This is a genomic window from Bradyrhizobium sp. S3.12.5, assembly GCF_040548225.1.
Classification (GTDB): domain Bacteria; phylum Pseudomonadota; class Alphaproteobacteria; order Rhizobiales; family Xanthobacteraceae; genus Bradyrhizobium; species Bradyrhizobium cytisi.
The window spans coordinates 38493-54664 of sequence record NZ_JBEPRF010000013.1; the positions used below are offsets into that span (position 1 = coordinate 38493).

The 16172-nt window shown below is 63.1% G+C and carries 15 protein-coding genes; 5 read left to right on the forward strand and 10 right to left on the reverse strand.

What is annotated here, in order from left to right:
* Positions 1 to 159: 159 nt before the first annotated feature.
* Positions 160 to 363 carry a hypothetical protein gene (locus ABIC09_RS20240; protein WP_148755289.1) on the reverse strand — a complete coding sequence of 68 codons (204 nt, stop codon included), beginning with the start codon at positions 361 to 363 and terminating at the stop codon, positions 160 to 162.
* A gap of 192 nt (positions 364 to 555) precedes the next feature.
* Between ABIC09_RS20240 and ABIC09_RS20245 the strand changes: the two genes are divergently transcribed.
* Positions 556 to 1929, forward strand: coding sequence for a leucyl aminopeptidase family protein (locus ABIC09_RS20245; RefSeq protein ID WP_354110324.1), 1374 nt, complete (start codon positions 556 to 558; stop codon positions 1927 to 1929).
* Complete coding sequence (locus ABIC09_RS20250) at positions 1922 to 2764, forward strand: C40 family peptidase (RefSeq protein WP_354110325.1); 843 nt, start codon at positions 1922 to 1924, stop codon at positions 2762 to 2764. The genes ABIC09_RS20245 and ABIC09_RS20250 overlap by 8 nt, the downstream gene beginning before the upstream one ends.
* A 6-nt stretch (positions 2765 to 2770) precedes the next feature.
* Here ABIC09_RS20250 and ABIC09_RS20255 read toward each other — a convergent pair whose 3' ends face one another.
* The 8 genes from ABIC09_RS20255 to ABIC09_RS20290 all read right to left on the reverse strand — a co-directional run bounded on the left by ABIC09_RS20255 (position 2771) and on the right by ABIC09_RS20290 (position 11959).
* Positions 2771 to 4408 carry an ABC transporter ATP-binding protein gene (locus ABIC09_RS20255; RefSeq protein WP_354085604.1) on the reverse strand — a complete coding sequence of 546 codons (1638 nt, stop codon included), beginning with the start codon at positions 4406 to 4408 and terminating at the stop codon, positions 2771 to 2773.
* Complete coding sequence (locus tag ABIC09_RS20260; protein WP_354032428.1) at positions 4408 to 4848, reverse strand: type II toxin-antitoxin system VapC family toxin; 441 nt, start codon at positions 4846 to 4848, stop codon at positions 4408 to 4410. The genes ABIC09_RS20255 and ABIC09_RS20260 overlap by 1 nt, the downstream gene beginning before the upstream one ends.
* Positions 4841 to 5068 carry a hypothetical protein gene (locus ABIC09_RS20265; RefSeq protein WP_148755293.1) on the reverse strand — a complete coding sequence of 76 codons (228 nt, stop codon included), beginning with the start codon at positions 5066 to 5068 and terminating at the stop codon, positions 4841 to 4843. The genes ABIC09_RS20260 and ABIC09_RS20265 overlap by 8 nt, the downstream gene beginning before the upstream one ends.
* A gap of 32 nt (positions 5069 to 5100) precedes the next feature.
* Positions 5101 to 6279 (reverse strand): ABC transporter permease, encoded by a 1179-nt coding sequence (locus ABIC09_RS20270; protein ID WP_148755294.1) that lies wholly within the window; start codon positions 6277 to 6279, stop codon positions 5101 to 5103.
* On the reverse strand, positions 6279 to 7388 hold the full coding sequence (locus ABIC09_RS20275; protein ID WP_354032429.1) for a microcin C ABC transporter permease YejB: 1110 nt from the start codon (positions 7386 to 7388) through the stop codon (positions 6279 to 6281). Before ABIC09_RS20275 ends, ABIC09_RS20270 begins: the two co-directional genes overlap by 1 nt.
* Before the next feature lie 2 nt (positions 7389 to 7390).
* A complete protein-coding gene (locus tag ABIC09_RS20280; protein WP_354110326.1) occupies positions 7391 to 9262 on the reverse strand; it encodes an extracellular solute-binding protein in 1872 nt (623 codons plus the stop codon).
* A gap of 14 nt (positions 9263 to 9276) precedes the next feature.
* Positions 9277 to 11193, reverse strand: a complete 1917-nt coding sequence (locus ABIC09_RS20285; protein WP_354110327.1) for an extracellular solute-binding protein — start codon at positions 11191 to 11193, stop codon at positions 9277 to 9279.
* A gap of 211 nt (positions 11194 to 11404) precedes the next feature.
* Positions 11405 to 11959 carry a c-type cytochrome gene (locus ABIC09_RS20290; RefSeq protein ID WP_354110328.1) on the reverse strand — a complete coding sequence of 185 codons (555 nt, stop codon included), beginning with the start codon at positions 11957 to 11959 and terminating at the stop codon, positions 11405 to 11407.
* 219 nt (positions 11960 to 12178) lie between these two features.
* Here ABIC09_RS20290 and ABIC09_RS20295 point away from each other — a divergent pair, with 219 nt between their 5' ends.
* The gene (locus ABIC09_RS20295) at positions 12179 to 12919 is read left to right on the forward strand and encodes a 3-deoxy-manno-octulosonate cytidylyltransferase (RefSeq protein ID WP_354110329.1); all 741 of its coding nucleotides are present in this window, start codon (positions 12179 to 12181) and stop codon (positions 12917 to 12919) included.
* Between the two features lie 21 nt (positions 12920 to 12940).
* Positions 12941 to 13801, forward strand: coding sequence for a prephenate dehydratase (locus ABIC09_RS20300; RefSeq protein WP_354110330.1), 861 nt, complete (start codon positions 12941 to 12943; stop codon positions 13799 to 13801).
* A 29-nt stretch (positions 13802 to 13830) separates the two neighbouring features.
* On the opposite strand, the gene ABIC09_RS20305 is transcribed toward ABIC09_RS20300, so the two are convergent.
* Positions 13831 to 14847: an LLM class flavin-dependent oxidoreductase gene (locus tag ABIC09_RS20305; protein ID WP_354110331.1), complete on the reverse strand. Its 1017-nt coding sequence runs from the start codon at positions 14845 to 14847 to the stop codon at positions 13831 to 13833.
* Positions 14848 to 15249: 402 nt separating this feature from the next.
* On the opposite strand from ABIC09_RS20305, the gene metF reads away from it, so the two are divergent.
* Positions 15250 to 16167 (forward strand): methylenetetrahydrofolate reductase [NAD(P)H], encoded by a 918-nt coding sequence (metF, locus tag ABIC09_RS20310; protein WP_354110332.1) that lies wholly within the window; start codon positions 15250 to 15252, stop codon positions 16165 to 16167.
* Positions 16168 to 16172 lie beyond the last annotated feature (5 nt).

The window sequence follows — 16172 nt, forward strand, 5'->3', positions numbered from 1 at the left end:
AGTCAGATATCAACCGGGAACGGCGGACGGCACAACCTAAAAATATTCACCAATAATGCCACAACCGCAGCGCTAGTAAAGCCCTGCGGCAACCCGCTCGTGAACGGCAGTTCTCAAACGACATACGCGCGCAATCAGCGGATGGTTTCGCTGATGCGATCAATATTCGATGGCGAGACGCTTGCGGATCTCGTCAATACGTTTGTCGAGCGCATTGAACCGCGCATGGATCGACCGGTCATGGAGATAGAAGACGTAGCCGCCGGCGAGGAACGCGAAGACCCAGTGGTGATGCTCGACATAGCCAAAGACGGCCTCGATGGCCTGGCCGATGAATGTGATCACGCCCCACACAAATTCCATTGCAATTTCCTCCCGGCACGCTTCGTCTTCGGTCACCGGCGTTCTCTGCGCAATCTGGCAACCGCTGCCGGAACCTAGCACGGCTCCCTCGCTGCGAGTAGCGGCTCACCGGGCGGTGACCGCAATGCCGATTGCAGCCACCGCAAAACTCTGCGAAGTCTCCTCCAACCGAATGACCTTGCGGACCCGCCAATGCCTTCCGTCTTCGAGACGTCCACGACTGCCACCCCGATCACCTTCGTCACCAAGTCGAGCTGGGATGCCGTGCGCGAGACGCTGCCGCCGGCGCAACGCCAGTTCGCCACGGCGAGCGCCTTTGCCGCCAAGCCGGGTGGCTATCTCGCACTGCCCGCGCCCGACGGCACCATCGCGCAAGTGCTGTTCGGGCTCGAGGACGACGATGCCAGATCGCGCGATCCGTTCCGGCCGGGCGCATTGCCCGGCCTGCTGCCGCCCGGCACCTATCGCTTTGCCAATGCACCGCACGATGCACGACTGGCGGCACTCGCCTTCGCGCTCGGCAGCTACCGCTTCGCCCGTTACCGCAAGGCCGACAGGCCCGACGTCCGGCTGGTGCCGCCTAACGGCATCGACCCCGCCGAAATCAACCGCATGGCGGATGCCGCGATGCTGGCGCGCGACCTCATCAACACGCCGTCCAACGACATGGGGCCGGAGGAGCTGGCCGCGGCCGCGCAAGAGCTCGCCGCTGAGTTCGGCGCAAGCTACGCATGCACCATCGGCGAGGATCTCAGAACGAACTTTCCGCTGATCCACGCCGTCGGCATGGCCTCGGACCGTGCGCCGCGGCTGATCGACGTCACGTGGGGCGATCCCAGCCATCCCAAGGTGACGCTGGTCGGCAAGGGCGTCTGCTTCGACACCGGCGGGCTCGATCTGAAGCCGTCGAGCGGCATGCTGATCATGAAGAAGGACATGGGCGGCGGCGCCAACGTGCTGGCACTGGCGCGCATGGTGATGGATGCGAGGCTGAAGGTGCGCCTGCGCGTGCTGATTCCGGCGGTCGAGAACGCGGTCTCCGGCAACGCCTTCCGTCCGCTCGACATTTTCACCTCCCGCAAGGGCATCACCGTCGAGATCGGCAATACCGATGCGGAAGGCCGGCTGGTGCTCGCCGACGCGCTGGCGCTGGCCGACGAGGAGAAGCCTGAGCTGCTGATCGATCTGGGCACGCTGACCGGCGCCGCGCGCGTCGCGCTGGGGCCGGATTTACCGCCCTTTTACACCAATGATGAGACGCTGGCCGCCGACGTTGCGCGCTGCGCGGTGAAGGAGAACGATCCCTTGTGGCGCATGCCGCTGTGGCCGCCCTACGATGCGTGGCTGGATTCCAAGACCGCCACCATCACCAACGCGCCTTCCGGCGGCTTTGCCGGCTCGATCACCTGCGCGCTGTTTTTGCAGCGCTTCGTCGAGCACGCCAGGAGCTGGTTGCATGTCGACATCTATGGCTGGACGCCGTCGGCCAAGCCGGCGCGTCCCGAGGGCGGCGAATGCCAGGCCGCCCGCGCCATCTACAAGGTGCTGAGCGAGCGCTATGCATGATCCGCGGTTGACACCGGCGCGGGGCGACCTCGCCGCCAAATATCTCGAAGGCAAGGTGCAGGCAGATCGTTTCGTCACCGGCGAGGAATTCGAGGTGATCGGGCCGATCGCAGCCGTGCGCGAGCAGCCGTCATCGAACGCGATGCTGATGACGGAGGCGCTGCGCGGCGAGCGCGTCACGGTCTATGATCGCAACGGCGAAGGCTGGGCCTGGGGCCAGCTCAATGGCGACGGCTATGTCGGCTGGCTCCCCGATGCGGCGCTGATGAAGCCGACCGCCGCGCCGACACACAAGGTCAGTGCGCTGCGAACACTTGCCTTCCCCGGTCCCTCGATCAAGCTGCCGCCGGTCGACGCGCTGGTCCTGGGATCGAAGCTCACGATCGTGCGCGAGGACGGCAGCTTCGCCGTCGCGCGCGAGGGTACATTCCTGCCGAAGACCCATCTCGCCCCGCTCGATCATCGCGAGCCGGATTTCGTCGCCGTCGCCGAGCGCTTCGTCGGCACGCCCTATCTCTGGGGCGGCAAGAGCAGCCTTGGCATCGACTGTTCGGGCCTGGTGCAGGTGTCGCTGACGACAGCCGGCATCGGTTGCCCGCGCGACAGCGACATGCAGCTGGCCGGACTCGGCCGCGCGCTGGAGCCGCACGAGCGGAGCAAGCTGCAACGCGGCGATCTGATCTTCTGGAAGGGCCACGTCGCCATCGTGCGCGATGGCAGCACGATGGTTCACGCCAATGCGCACCATATGGCGACGGTGCTCGAAGCTATCGAGCCGGCTCTCGCACGGATCAAGCAGGCGGGTAGCGAGATCATCGCGATCAAGCGGCTCTGACGAGACCTACGTCGCCACCGATCCGTTGCCCGCCGTTTCAAGCCGGAACGCCGCCGCGAACAGCGCCCGCGTGTAGTCGGTTTTCGGGCTCTTGAACAGCTCGGCCGCCTGGCCTTCCTCGACTACCTTGCCGCCGCGCATCACGATGAGATGGCTTGCGAGCGAGGCGACGACGCGCAGATCGTGCGAGATGAACATGTAGGTGAGATCGCGCCGGCGCTGCAATTCACGCAGCAGATCGACCATCTGCGCCTGAATCAGCATGTCGAGGGCGCTGGTCGGCTCGTCCAGCACGACGAAATCCGGCTCCAGCACCACCGCGCGCGCGATCGAGATGCGCTGGCGCTGGCCGCCGGAGAATTCATGCGGATAGCGGTAGCGGGTGTCCGGCTTCAACCCGACGTCCTCCAGCGCCTTGACGACGCGCGCCTCGCGCTCGTCGCGTGACAGCTTCGGTTGATGCACAGAGAGGCCTTCGGCGATGATGTCGGCGATCGACATGCGCGGGCTGAGCGAGCCGAACGGATCCTGGAACACGATCTGCATGTCGCGCCGGAACGGCCGCATCTCCTTGAAACGCAGGCCCTGGATGTCCTTGCCCAGGAACACGATGCGTCCGTTCGATGAGATCAATCGCAGCAGCGCGAGTCCCAGCGTGGTCTTGCCCGAGCCGGATTCGCCCACAACCCCGAGCGTCTCGCCCTTGCGCACGGCAACACTGACACCATCAACCGCCTTGATGTGACCGATCGTCTTGCGCATCAGGCCGCGCTTGATCGGAAACCACACCTTGAGATCATCGGCCGACATCACCACCGGCGCATCCGGCTGTGGTGGCGCCGGATCCGGCTTCGGCTCGGCCGCCAGCAAATCGCGCGTATAGGGATGTTTGGGAGTCCTGAAGACCTGCTCGACCGGCCCCTGCTCGACGATCTCGCCGCCTTTCATGACACAGACGGTGTCGGCGATGCGGCGCACGATGCCGAGATCGTGGGTGATGAAGAGCAGGCTCATGCCAAGCCGCGCACGAATCTCGGCGAGCAGCGTCAGGATCTGCGCCTGCACGGTGACGTCGAGGGCCGTGGTCGGCTCGTCCGCGATCAGCAGGTCAGGCTCGTTGGCAAGCGCCATCGCGATCATGACGCGCTGACGCTGACCGCCGGAGAGCTGGTGCGGATAGCTGTTCAGCCGCGTCTCCGGCTCGGGGATGCCGACCTGCGTCAGCAGCTCCAGCGTCCGCTCGCGCGCCCGCGTATTGCTGGTCGGATTGTGCAGCTGAATGATCTCGCCGATCTGCGCTTCGATCGTGTGCAGCGGATTGAGCGAGGTCATCGGCTCCTGGAAGATGATGGAAATGTCGCTGCCGCGAATTTCCCGCATCTCCCGTTCGGACCGATCGATCAACTCCTGGCCCTTGAAGCGGATGCTGCCAGAGGGATGCGAAGCGCTGGGGTAGGGCAGCAGTTTCAGGATCGAGAGCGCGCTGACCGACTTGCCGGATCCGGATTCGCCGACCAGTGCCACGCATTCGCCGCGCTTGATCTGGAACGAGACCTTGTCGACCGCAAGCGTCGTGTTGCCGCCCTGGTGGAAGGCCACCGAGAGGTCGCGCACGGCAAGCAGGGGCTGGTTGATTGCGTCCACTAAGTTATTTCTCCGACCAGGCGCAACAAATTATCGCGATTGGGTAGGATCAGGGAGAAGCCGTTTGGCAGCCGGAGTCTCGCATCAGCCGATAGGATGGAGCGGCACCCGGCACGGATCGCGGTTACGACATGAATGGCGTCTGGCAATCTTGGCATGCCCGAATGTTTCCCATATTCGGCAGTTTCGACCAGGACGTCTCGTGTTACCGGCTGAAGATCGAAGATGCGGCTCCAAACAATCAGATTGAGATACGTCCGCCGACGCACATCGATCGCTCCTGCCAACACTGCAGCTAACGTCAGCTCACTCGTGACGCCGATAGCGCGCCGTGTACGAAACAAATCGAACAGGCTGCGCAGAGGATCGGCTATCTCGCCACCTCCCTCAACCGCGTAGATAAAGACGTTTGCATCGAGGTAGATGAGGCGTTCAGTCATCCCATTCATCTCGTTGGCGTCGAAGCTCGTTGTCGATTTCTCCGGCCGTCTTGAACGGGGGCGTCCTGGAAGCCCAAATCTCTTCCAAGGTCATGACGCTGCCCTGCAAAGCAGCTTCCTGCTCGATCGTAATGGTAACCGTTGCCGCGGGATCGACGCCTGCCCGCAAGTCCTCGGGGAGACGTGACGCCGGATAGTGCTCCTTGACGATTCTGTTCATGACCCACCTCGTCCGGAAATCATATCACGCCTTCACCTGAACGTCTTGCGCGGATCGAAGGCGTCGCGCACGGCTTCGCCGATGAAGATCAGCAGCGACAGCATGATCGCGACCGAGAAGAACCCGGAGAAACCGAGCCAGGGCGCCTGCACGTTCGACTTGCCCTGCGACAGCAGCTCGCCGAGCGACGGCGAGCCGGGCGGTAGCCCGAAGCCGAGGAAGTCGAGGGCCGTCAGCGTCATCACCGAGCTCGACACGATGAACGGCAGGAACGTCATGGTCGCGACCATCGCGTTCGGCAGCAAATGCTTGAACATGATCACGGAGTTCGAAATACCGAGCGCTCGCGCCGCCTGGATGTATTCGAAATTGCGCCCGCGCAGAAATTCCGCGCGCACAAGTCCGACCAGCGACACCCAGGAAAACAGCAGCAGGATGCCAAGAAGCACGAAGAAGCCGGGCACCAGCACCGACGACAGGATCAGCAGCAGATAGAGCGACGGGATCGCAGTCCATATTTCAATGAAACGCTGGAACAACAGGTCGATCCAGCCGCCGAAATAGCCCTGCACCGCGCCGGCGGCGACGCCGATGATGGAGGAGATGATGGTCAGGCAGAGGCCGAACAGCACCGAGATGCGGAAGCCGTAGATCAGGCGCGCCACCACGTCGCGGCCCTGATCGTCGGTGCCGAGCCAGTTGTATTCGAGGTCACGGCAGCTTTTGAGGCCCTTCTTCTCGACGACAGGCTTGCATTGCGCCTCCGTCAGCATCCAGGTTGGCGGCGACGGCGCCGGCGTCGGCAGATCGAGATTGTGGGTGTCGTAGGAGTAGCGGATCAGCGGCCAGACGATGCTGCCACCCTTGTCCTTGATCAGCTTCTGCAAATAGGGATCGCGGTAATCGGCCGCCGTTTCGAAGTCGCCGCCGAAGGTCGTCTCGGAATAGGTGACGAAGGCCGGCCAGTAGAGATGGCTGTCATATTTGACGAGGAACGGCCGATCATTGGCGATCAGCTCGGCGAACAGGGACACCACGAAAAGGATCATGAAGATCCAGAACGACCAGTAGCCGCGCCGGTTCGCCTTGAAATTATCCCAGCGCCGTCTGTTGAGCGGCGATGGCGCGAACGGCTTGCGCGTGATCGGCACTGCGATGCCGAGCGGCGACTTCGCGGTGGTCTCGATCGGGGTGGGAGCGGCCAGCGTCATCAGACTTCCCGCGCCTCGAAATCGATCCGCGGGTCGATCCACATGTAGGTTATGTCCGAGATGAGGTTGACCACGAGGCCGACGAGCGAAAAGATGAAGAGCGTGCCGAACACCACAGGGTAGTCGCGGTTAAGAACGCTTTCGAAACTGAGCAGTCCCAGCCCGTCCAGCGAGAAGATGGTCTCGATCAGAAGCGAGCCCGAGAAGAAGGCGTGGATGAAGGTGCTGGGAAAGCCTGCGATGACAATGAGCATCGCGTTGCGGAAGACGTGGCCATAGAGCACCCGGTTCTCGCTGCAGCCCTTCGCGCGCGCGGTCATCACGTATTGCTTGCGAATTTCGTCCAGAAACGAGTTCTTGGTCAGGAACGTCATGGTGGTGAACGCGCCGAGCCCCATCGCGATCAGCGGCAGCGTCAAATGCCAGAAATAGTCGATAATCTTCCAGTACCAGGGAAATTGCGACCAGCCGTCCGACGTCAGCCCGCGCAGCGGGAACCAGTTGAAGAACGAGCCACCGGCAAACAGGATGATCAGGAGGATCGCGAACAGGAAGCCGGGGATCGCGTAGCCGAGCACCAGCACGGTCGACGTCCAGGTGTCGAAGCGCGTTCCGTCCTTGACCGCCTTACGGATGCCGAGCGGAATCGAGATCAAATAGGTCAGGAACGTCAGCCAGATGCCGAGCGAGATCGAGACCGGCAGCTTTTCCTTGACCAGCTGGAGCACGCTGACATCGCGGAAATAGCTGTTGCCGAAATCGAAGCGGGCGAAATTCCAAACCATCAGCGCGAAGCGTTCCGGTGCCGGCTTGTCGAAGCCGAATTGCTTCTCCAGCTTCTTGATGAAGTCGGGGTCGAGGCCCTGCGCGCCACGATATTTCGAGTTGATGGCATCGCCTCCGGCGCCCAACTGTCCGGGCGCGCGTTGCGCAAAGTCGCCACCGCCCGAGATGCGCGAGGTGCCGCCGGTGTCGGCGCCCGAAAGCTGCGCGATCACGCGCTCGACCGGGCCGCCCGGCGCGAACTGCACGACAATGAAAGACACGAAGAGAATCCCGAGCAAAGTCGGGATCATCAGCAGGATGCGGCGGGCGATATAGGCGCTCATGATTATTTCGCCTGCTCGAGCTTGGCTGCCTTGGCGCGGTCGGACCACCAATTCTCAGGTGCACCGACGCCTTGCGCATATTTCGGCGGTTTGTCGGGATGGCTGTACTGGTCCCAATAGGCCACGCGATGGAAGTTCGCATACCATTGCGGCACCCAATAGCGCCCGGCCCGGAACACGCGGTCGAACGCCCGGCAGGCCGTCGTCAGCTCCGCCCGGGTCTGGGCGGCAATGATCTTCTCGATCAGCGCGTCGATGATCGGATCGGAGATGCCGGCGAGATTGTACGAGCCCTTGGTCTTGGCAGCTTGCGAGGAGAAGAACGCCCGCATGGCGTCTCCGGGCGTCGCCGACATCGAAAAGCGTTCGATCGTCATGTCGAAATCGAAATCCTCGAGCCGCGCGCGGTACTGCACGGCATCGACCAGGCGGAACGTGGCGTCGATGCCGAGCGTCGCGAGGTTCTTCAAGTAAGGCCCGTGATGCGGCTGGATCGACTGCTCGTCGTTCAGGAACTCGATCGTGAAGGGCTCGCCATTGGGCAGCACCCGCTTGCGGTCTTTGATGAGGTAGCCGGCGTCGTTTAGCAGCTCGCCCGCCTTGCGCAGCAGAGCGCGATCCTGGCCGGAGCCGTCCGACACCGGCGGCACGAAGGGCTGCCCGAATACCTCGTCGGGCACCTTGCCACGGAAGGGCTCCAGCAGTGCGAGCTCTTCCGGCGAAGGCGGGCCGGATACCATCATATCGGAGTTCTGGAACGGCGAGTGGGTGCGCGCATAGGCGCCGTACATGATCGACTTGTTGGTCCATTCGAAATCGAAGGCGTAGATCAGCGCCTCCCGCACCCGCGGATCGCTGAATTTGTTGCGACGAAGATTGATAAACCAGCCCTGGGCGCCCGACGGGGTCTCGTCCGGCAGCTGCTCGCGCTTGACGCGACCGTCCTTCACGGCCGGGAAATCATAACGCGTGGCCCAGATGCGCGCCGTGAGCTCCTCGCGAAACAGATAGTTCTTGCCGGTGAACCCTTCGAAGGCGACGTCGCGGTCGCGGTAGAATTCGTAGCGCACCGTGTCGAAATTGTAGCTGCCGCGGCAGACCGGCAGGTCGGCGCCCCACCAGTCCTTGACGCGCTCGTATTCGATGTAGCGGTTGACCTCGAACCTGCCGACCTTGTACGGCCCGGACCCCACCGGCGTATCGAGCGTCGACTCATCGAAGGCGCGCGTGGCGTAATACGCCTTCGAGAAGATCGGAAGGCTCGCCACGTAGAGCGGCACGTCGCGCGCGCGGTTCGGCGCAAAGGTGACGGCCACGGTGGCGTCGTCGAGCGCCTCGGCCTTCACGAAATCGCGGAGCTGCACCACAATCAGCGGATGGCCCTTCTCCTTCAGCGTATTGAGTGAGAACGCGACGTCATGCGCCGTAAGCCTGGAGCCGTCATGGAAGCGGGCCTCGGGGCGCATCGTGAAGGTGTAGGTCAGCTTGTCCGGCGAGATCCGCACCGATTTTGCCGCAAGCCCGTACATCGCGTCGGGCTCATCATTGGCGCGCGCCATCAACGGCGCGAACGTCATGTCCATGCCTTGCGCACCCTCGCCCTTCAGGATGTAGGCGTTGAGCGAAGAGAACGTGAAATAGGACTGGTTGTAGGCCCGCACCGAAGGGATGAGCGAGAACGCGCCGCCCTTCGGCGCGTCGAGATTGACGTAGTCGAAATGGTGAAAGTCGGCGGGATATTTGAGGTCGCCAAACGCCGAGATGCCGTGGGCTTCGACGGGCCCCTCGGACGCCGCCGCGTTGCGGGGTGCGGCAGCGCTGAATGCGCCGCCGACACCGAGGACCAGCACATGCCGGCGTGAAAGCTGCGCCATGCGGGAAATGTCCTTCACGACTTCTTTGCGATCCGCGCCGCCTTGTCTGCGTCGTACCACCAGACGAATGGGAAGCCGGACTGGCCGTATTTGGGCAATTCCGCCGGCCGACCGAAGCGATCCCAGCGCGCCGTGCGCACCTTCGTATAGGTCCACTGCGGCACGACGTAGTGGTTCCACAGCAGCACACGGTCCAGCGCCTTCGTGGCGGCGACGAGATCATCGCGATCCCTGGAGTAGATCAGCCGCTCGATCAGCTTGTCGATCGCCGGATTCTTGATGCCGGCGATATTGCGCGAGCCGGCGATGTCGGCCGTCTTCGACGACCAGAACTCGCGCTGCTCGTTGCCCGGCGACTGCGACTCGCCCCAGGAGTTGGTGACGATGTCGAAATCCCACTCGCGCGTCCTGTTCTCGTATTGGGTCGGGTCGACCGTCCGCACGCTGACGGCAATGCCGAGCCGTTCCAGCGACGGCTTGTAGAACAGGGTAACCCGCTCGAAGCTCGGATCTGAGTTCATCAATTCAAGAGAGAACTGGGTGCCGCTCTTGACGTCGATCAGCTTGCGGTCGCGCACCTCGTAGCCGGCCTCCTTGAACAAGCGCAGCGCTTCGCGGAGATTGTCGCGCACTGCTTCCGGACTGCCGCCGACCGGATTGGTGTAGGGCGTCGTGAAGACTTCGGGCGGAACGTGGGCGCGAACCGTCTCGAGGATTTCGAGCTCTTTCCCCTCTGGCAATCCCGTCGCCATGAGCTCGTCGAGGCCGTCAAAATAGCTGCTGATGCGCTTGTACTGACCGTAGAAGAGCTGCTTGTTCATCTCCTCGAAGTCGAAGGCGAAGTTGAGCGCACGGCGAACGCGGGGATCGCTGAACTTGGCGCGGCGCAGGTTTGGCACGAAGGCCTGCATCACGCCCGAGCTGCGATTGGCGAACTCCTCAAGGATCACGCGCTTTTCGCTCACGGCCGGGAATTCGTAGGCGGTCGCCCAGTTCTTGGCGCTGTTCTCGGTGCGCCAATCGACCTGATCGGCCTTGAAAGCCTCGATCGCGACAGTGGCATCGCGGAAATACTCGTAGCGCAGCTCGTCGAAATTGTTACGGCCCACATTGGCGGCGAGGTCGCGGCCCCAATAGTCCTTGACGCGCTCCAGCGCGATCGACCGTCCGGCAACGAATTCCTTGACCTTGTAAGGGCCGGAGCCCAGGGGCACTTCAAGCGTGGTCGCTGAGACATCGCGCTTGCGGCCTTGCGCGTCCGTTCCCTCCCACCAATGCTTGGGCAGGACCGTGAGTTGCCCGACGATCTGCGGCAGTTCGCGGTTGCCCGGTGCATCGAATACGAATTTCACGTCGCGCTCACCGACCTTCTCAGCCTTCGCCACATGGCTGTAATAGGCCGAGTACATCGGATGGTGCTTCTTGAAGGAATCGAGGGAGAAGATCACGTCTTCGACGGTGACAGGCTTGCCATCATGCCATTTCGCCTGTGGCCGCAAACGATAGGTGACGAAGGAGAAATCGTCCGGATGGCTCACGGCTTCGGCCAGCGCGCCGTATTCGGTCGAGACCTCGTCGAGCGCGGGGGTCGTGAGGGATTCGTAGATGAAGGCGACGGCAGCAGAGACCTGCCCTTTCACGCCTGATACGACGATATTGAAATTGTCGAAGGTACCGACGGCGATCTGGCGCGCGAAGCCGCCTTTGGGCGCGTCCGGATTGACGTAGTCGAACCGCTTGAAGTCGGCCGGATACTTGACCTTCCCGAACAGTGACAGCGCATGGCGCCAGGGCAGGCCATTCGAAGATAGCTCACCCACCGATTGCGCCTCGGCCGCGCCGATGACGGGAACGCCGGCTGCGGAACCGAGGGCGGGGATAACCGCGGCAGCGGCGCTGGTGAGCAGAAGATCGCGTCGGGTAATGGCCAAATCAACATCCCTGTCTTGAAGGAGGTTACCCCTTTAAGTGCTCAATATAGGCGAGGTTTCGACCGAATATGTTGCTTTTTCCTCATCTTGGAAGCCCCGCCGGGCGGTTCGCTGCGGCGAAACGCCCCGATAACAACGCCGCGAGGCCCAGATATGGAAACGGCCAGGCTTTTCAGCCTGGCCGCACATCTGAGATCGAGACCGAGGAGCCTTATTTCGCCGCGGTCGGGAGCGGCTTCGGGTTGTCGGAGAGGCTGTTCAGATAGGCGATGACATCGGCGCGCTCGCTGTCCTTCGGAATGCCGGCAAAACCCATCGCGGTGCCGGGGATGTCGCCCTTCGGATTGGCGATGAACTTGTTCAGTTCGTCGATGGTCCAGGTGCCGCCCTTGGCCTTCATCGCAGCCGAGAAGTTGAAGCCGTTGCGGCCTTCGCCGCGGTGGTCGCCAACGATGCCGTAAAGGTTCGGACCGACCCGGTTGGGGCCGCCCTTCTCGAAAGTGTGGCAGGCGGCGCACTTCTTGGCGGCGGAGGCGCCCTTCTCGACGGAGGCGGTCTGGAGCAGCTTTTCGATCGGCTCGGACGGGGCTGCGGCCGCGGCGGCGCCACCCTTGTCGCCGGCTTCTTCCTTCACGGCGATCTCGAAGCCCGGCTTTTCCGGCATTTTTGGCGAGAACAGCGCCTGCGCGGTGAAGCTGGTCACCAGCAAAACGAGACAGGTACCGAGCACGGCACCGAGGATCTTGTTCAGTTCGAAAGAGTCCATTTCCGGCTAGGCCCCACACCGCAAGAACGAAATAGCGGCCGGGCGGCCGCCAGGACGAGCCTCGGGAGAATCAAACGTTCCTTATTGTTTCCCCGAGTTTTGCCATTCAGATATCGGTTTGCCCGGGGTCTGGCAACCCGTATAAGCGACCCGGCTTCCAGCCCATCCCCACCCCATTTCCCGATGCGGAAAACCTCCCGCTTCCAGGCCCTTGAACCAATGACCGATCCCCGCATCCTGGTGCTGATCCCGGCCCGCATGGCCGCCACCCGCCTGCCCGGCAAGCCGCTCGCCGATATCGCAGGCTTGCCGATGATCGTGCATGTGATGCGGCGCGCCGAGGCCGCCGGCATCGGCCGTGTCGCGGTGGCAACCGATACGGCGGAGATCGCCGCGGTCGTGACCGCCCATGGCGGCGAGGCGGTGATGACCCGCGCGGAGCATCCGTCCGGCTCCGACCGTATCCACGAGGCCATGCAGAGGCTCGATCCGGACGGCAAGGCCGAGATCGTAGTCAATCTCCAGGGCGATTTCCCGACGATCACGATCGATAATATCCGCGAGGTCCTGCCGCCGCTGGAAGACCCGGCCGTGGACATCGCCACGCTGGCTTCGCAGATCCACACCGCCGAGGAGGATCTCGCGCCGAGCGTCGTGAAGGCGATCGGAACCCCGCTCGGGGGTAAGCGGATGCGCGCACTTTATTTCACCCGCGCCACCGCGCCGACCGGCGACGGACCACGCTACCACCATATCGGCCTCTACGCCTATCGCCGCACCGCGCTCGAGCGCTACGTTTCGCTGCCGCCGTCGCCGCTGGAGCTGCAGGAGAAGCTCGAGCAGCTTCGGGCGCTGGAGGCCGGGATGCGCATCGACTTCACCATCGTCGACACCGTGCCCCGCGGGGTCGACACGCCGGCGGACCTCGAGACCGCCCGCGGCATCCTTTCCAAATCCTGAGCCGCTGCTACAAGGCCCTTCATGAGCAAGCTGAAAATCGCATTCCAGGGCGAACCTGGCGCCAATTCCCATATCGCCATTGTCGAGGCCTATCCCGACGCCGAGCCGATGCCCTGCGCCACCTTCGAGGACGCGCTGTCGGCGATCTCCTCGGGCGAAGCCGATCTCGGCATGATCCCGATCGAGAATTCGGTCGCCGGCCGCGTCGCCGATATCCATCATCTGCTTCCGGCCTCAGGCCTCTTCATCATCGGCGAATGGTTCCTGCCGGTCCGGCATCAATTGATGGCGGTGAAGGGCACGAAGCTGTCCGACATCAAATCCGTCGAGAGCCATGTGCATGCGCTCGGCCAGTGCCGCCGCATCATCCGCAAGCTCGGCATCAAGGGCATCGTGCACGCCGACACCGCCGGCAGCGCCCGCGACATTTCCGAGCGCAAGGACAAGACCGTCGCCGCGATCGCTTCGCGCCTGGCCGCGCAGATCTACGGCCTCGACATTCTTGCCGAGGACATCGAGGACGAGGCCCACAACACCACGCGCTTCGTGGTGCTGGCGCGCGAGCCGAAATGGGCGGCACAAGGCTCGGGACCCCTGGTCACCACTTTTGTATTTCGCGTGCGCAACCTCCCCGCCGCGCTCTACAAGGCGCTCGGCGGCTTTGCCACCAACGGCGTGAACATGACCAAGCTCGAGAGCTACATGGTCGACGGCAATTTTTTCGCCACGCAGTTTTATGCTGATGTCGACGGCCACCCTGAAGACAAAAGCCTTGCGTTTGCGATCGAGGAGCTAAAATTCTTCTCGCGCGAATTCCGCATCGTCGGCGTGTATCCGGGCCACCCGTTTCGGGCGACATTCAGCGAGACGCAGCAGGATTAGTCCCGGACGCGTGAAGCGCGAGCCGGGACTTAGGCTGACTGCTCCGCCAGCCCGAATGCCTCCGCGAGCAGCGAATACGACCTCTTGCGCGCTTCGTGGTCGTACACGGCCGTGATCACCATCAACTCGTCCGGCTTGCTCGAATCCATCAGCGGCTGAAGCTTCTTCTGCACCGTCACCGGATTGCCGACGAACAGGCGCGAGCGGTTGCGCGTGATCGAAACGCGCTCGGAATCCGTATAGGGGTAGGCCAGCGCTTCCTCGACGCTTGGCAGCGGCAGATATTGACCGCGGTCGCGGCGCAGGCGGTTGAGGTCAAAAGACGTGGCGAGCTTTTCGGCCTCTTCGTCGGTATCCGCCGTGATGACAGCGACCGCAAGGATCGCATGCGGGGTCGCTCGCCAGGCCGAGGGCTGGAAGCGGTTGCGATAGTGCACCATCGCATCGATCGCATCGTGAGACGCGAAATGATGCGCGAAGGCGAAGCCCATACCGACTTGCGCGGCAAGCTCCGACGAATAATCGCTGGAGCCGAGCAACCAGATCGGCGGCAGCGGACTGTCATCAGGCATGGCGACGACGTTGTGGTAGGGATGGCCCGAGGGGAATTCGCGGGTCTCCCACAGGATCAATTCGTGAAGCCGCTCCAGGAAATCGTCGCCCTCGCGGCGGTCGAGCCGGCTTCTGAGGGCATAGGCCGTAGGGCCATCAGTGCCGGGAGCGCGGCCGAGGCCGAGGTCGATGCGGCCGGGAAACAATGCCTCCAGCATCTTGAAGCGCTCGGCCACCACCAGCGGCGCATGGTTGGGCAGCATCACGCCGCCGGAGCCGACTCGGATGTGTTTCGTCACCGCCGCGATCTGCCCGATCATCACGTCGGGCGCCGGGCTCGCAACCGAGGCGAGGTTATGGTGCTCGGCGAGCCAGTAGCGGACATAACCGAGTCCGTCGACATGGCGCGCCAGGTCGATGCTGTTGCGCAGCGCCGCAGCGGGCTTTGTGCCTGATGTGACGACGGAGAGGTCGAGGACTGAGAGCGGGATCATGGCGCGCTAACGTAGTTGAGGGCCGCTCGGCGGCAATGGGCGAACAGCGCAGGTCTGGCGTGTGCGGGCGGAAAGGCCGCACGGGCGGCAAGAGCGGGACGTTGGGACAGATGCAACCGACGTAATACGGAATTCATTTTGCCCACCTCTCACGGATCGACTTTATCTGTGACTAAGATAGAGCTACATTACTGATATTATTGTATAATATATCTCTTAAGGCCATTTCCCACTCCGATCCTCCCTTATCGCGATATTCGACATTATCTTACCAAAAGTGGGCCATTTCCCATCTCCGATGGGCTGTCGAGAAACCTGCCTTTGCCCTATCTTAGCCCCTCCAAAGTGAGACCCGACCGCCGCCGCCAGATCGCTGGCGAGTGGCCTGGAGTGAGTGGTGCCATGACCGATTTGACGACGCCTGCCGGCCAAGACGGGCACCTCGCCACAAAGCGGCCTGCGATCTCCTTCGAGTTCTTTCCGCCCAAGACCGAAGATATGGAGCGGAATCTCTGGGAGACCATCAACCGGCTGGCCCCGCTCGACCCGAAATTCGTCTCGGTGACCTACGGCGCCGGCGGCTCGACCCGCGAACGTACCCACGCGACCATCTCCCGCATCCTGAAAGAGACTGCGCTGCTGCCGGCTGCGCATCTGACCTGCGTCGGCGCCTCGCGCGGCGAGATCGACGAGATCGTCGACCGCTATCACGGGGTCGGCGTCCGCCACATCGTCGGCCTGCGCGGCGATCCCGCCGGCGGCATCGGCACGCCCTACTCCGCCCATCCCGACGGCTATCAGAGTTCGGACGCGCTCGTTGCCGGGATCAAGAAGCGGCACGCCGACATCGAAGTGTCAGTCTCGGCCTACCCCGAGAAGCATCCCGAGGCGCGCGACTTCGATGCCGATATCGATACGCTGAAGGCCAAGGTCGACGCCGGTGCGACGCGCGCGATCACGCAGGTGTTCTTCGATAACGACCTCTACTTCCGCTATCTCGACCGCGTGCGTGCGCGCGGCATCAACATCCCGATCGTGCCGGGCATCATGCCCATGCACAATTTCAAGCAGGCCCGCAATTTCGTCACCCGCGCCGGCACCACCGTGCCGGACTGGTTCGCCGCGAAATTCGAGGGCCTCGACGACGACGCCGAGACCCGCAAGCTGGTGGCCGCAACCGTCGCGGCCGGCCAGGTGCAGAAACTCGCCAAGCACGGCGTCGACACCTTCCATTTCTACACCATGAACCGCGCCGATCTCGTGTTCGCGATCAGCCATTTGCTCGGCATTCGCGCCAAGAGCGCGCAGAAGGCGGCCTAAGACAC

What these genes read in the sequence shown, in the direction of transcription:
- ABIC09_RS20240 (WP_148755289.1), bottom strand. Translation starts at nt 363, where the DNA reads ATGGAATTTGTGTGGGGCGTGATCACATTCATCGGCCAGGCCATCGAG.
- ABIC09_RS20280 (WP_354110326.1), bottom strand. Translation starts at nt 9,262, where the DNA reads ATGGCGCAGCTTTCACGCCGGCATGTGCTGGTCCTCGGTGTCGGCGGC.
- ABIC09_RS20260 (WP_354032428.1), bottom strand. Translation starts at nt 4,848, where the DNA reads ATGACTGAACGCCTCATCTACCTCGATGCAAACGTCTTTATCTACGCG.
- ABIC09_RS20305 (WP_354110331.1), bottom strand. Translation starts at nt 14,847, where the DNA reads ATGATCCCGCTCTCAGTCCTCGACCTCTCCGTCGTCACATCAGGCACA.
- ABIC09_RS20245 (WP_354110324.1), top strand. Translation starts at nt 556, where the DNA reads ATGCCTTCCGTCTTCGAGACGTCCACGACTGCCACCCCGATCACCTTC.
- ABIC09_RS20265 (WP_148755293.1), bottom strand. Translation starts at nt 5,068, where the DNA reads ATGAACAGAATCGTCAAGGAGCACTATCCGGCGTCACGTCTCCCCGAG.
- ABIC09_RS20290 (WP_354110328.1), bottom strand. Translation starts at nt 11,959, where the DNA reads ATGGACTCTTTCGAACTGAACAAGATCCTCGGTGCCGTGCTCGGTACC.
- ABIC09_RS20275 (WP_354032429.1), bottom strand. Translation starts at nt 7,388, where the DNA reads ATGAGCGCCTATATCGCCCGCCGCATCCTGCTGATGATCCCGACTTTG.
- ABIC09_RS20300 (WP_354110330.1), top strand. Translation starts at nt 12,941, where the DNA reads ATGAGCAAGCTGAAAATCGCATTCCAGGGCGAACCTGGCGCCAATTCC.
- ABIC09_RS20250 (WP_354110325.1), top strand. Translation starts at nt 1,922, where the DNA reads ATGCATGATCCGCGGTTGACACCGGCGCGGGGCGACCTCGCCGCCAAA.
- ABIC09_RS20295 (WP_354110329.1), top strand. Translation starts at nt 12,179, where the DNA reads ATGACCGATCCCCGCATCCTGGTGCTGATCCCGGCCCGCATGGCCGCC.
- metF (WP_354110332.1), top strand. Translation starts at nt 15,250, where the DNA reads ATGACCGATTTGACGACGCCTGCCGGCCAAGACGGGCACCTCGCCACA.
- ABIC09_RS20270 (WP_148755294.1), bottom strand. Translation starts at nt 6,279, where the DNA reads ATGACGCTGGCCGCTCCCACCCCGATCGAGACCACCGCGAAGTCGCCG.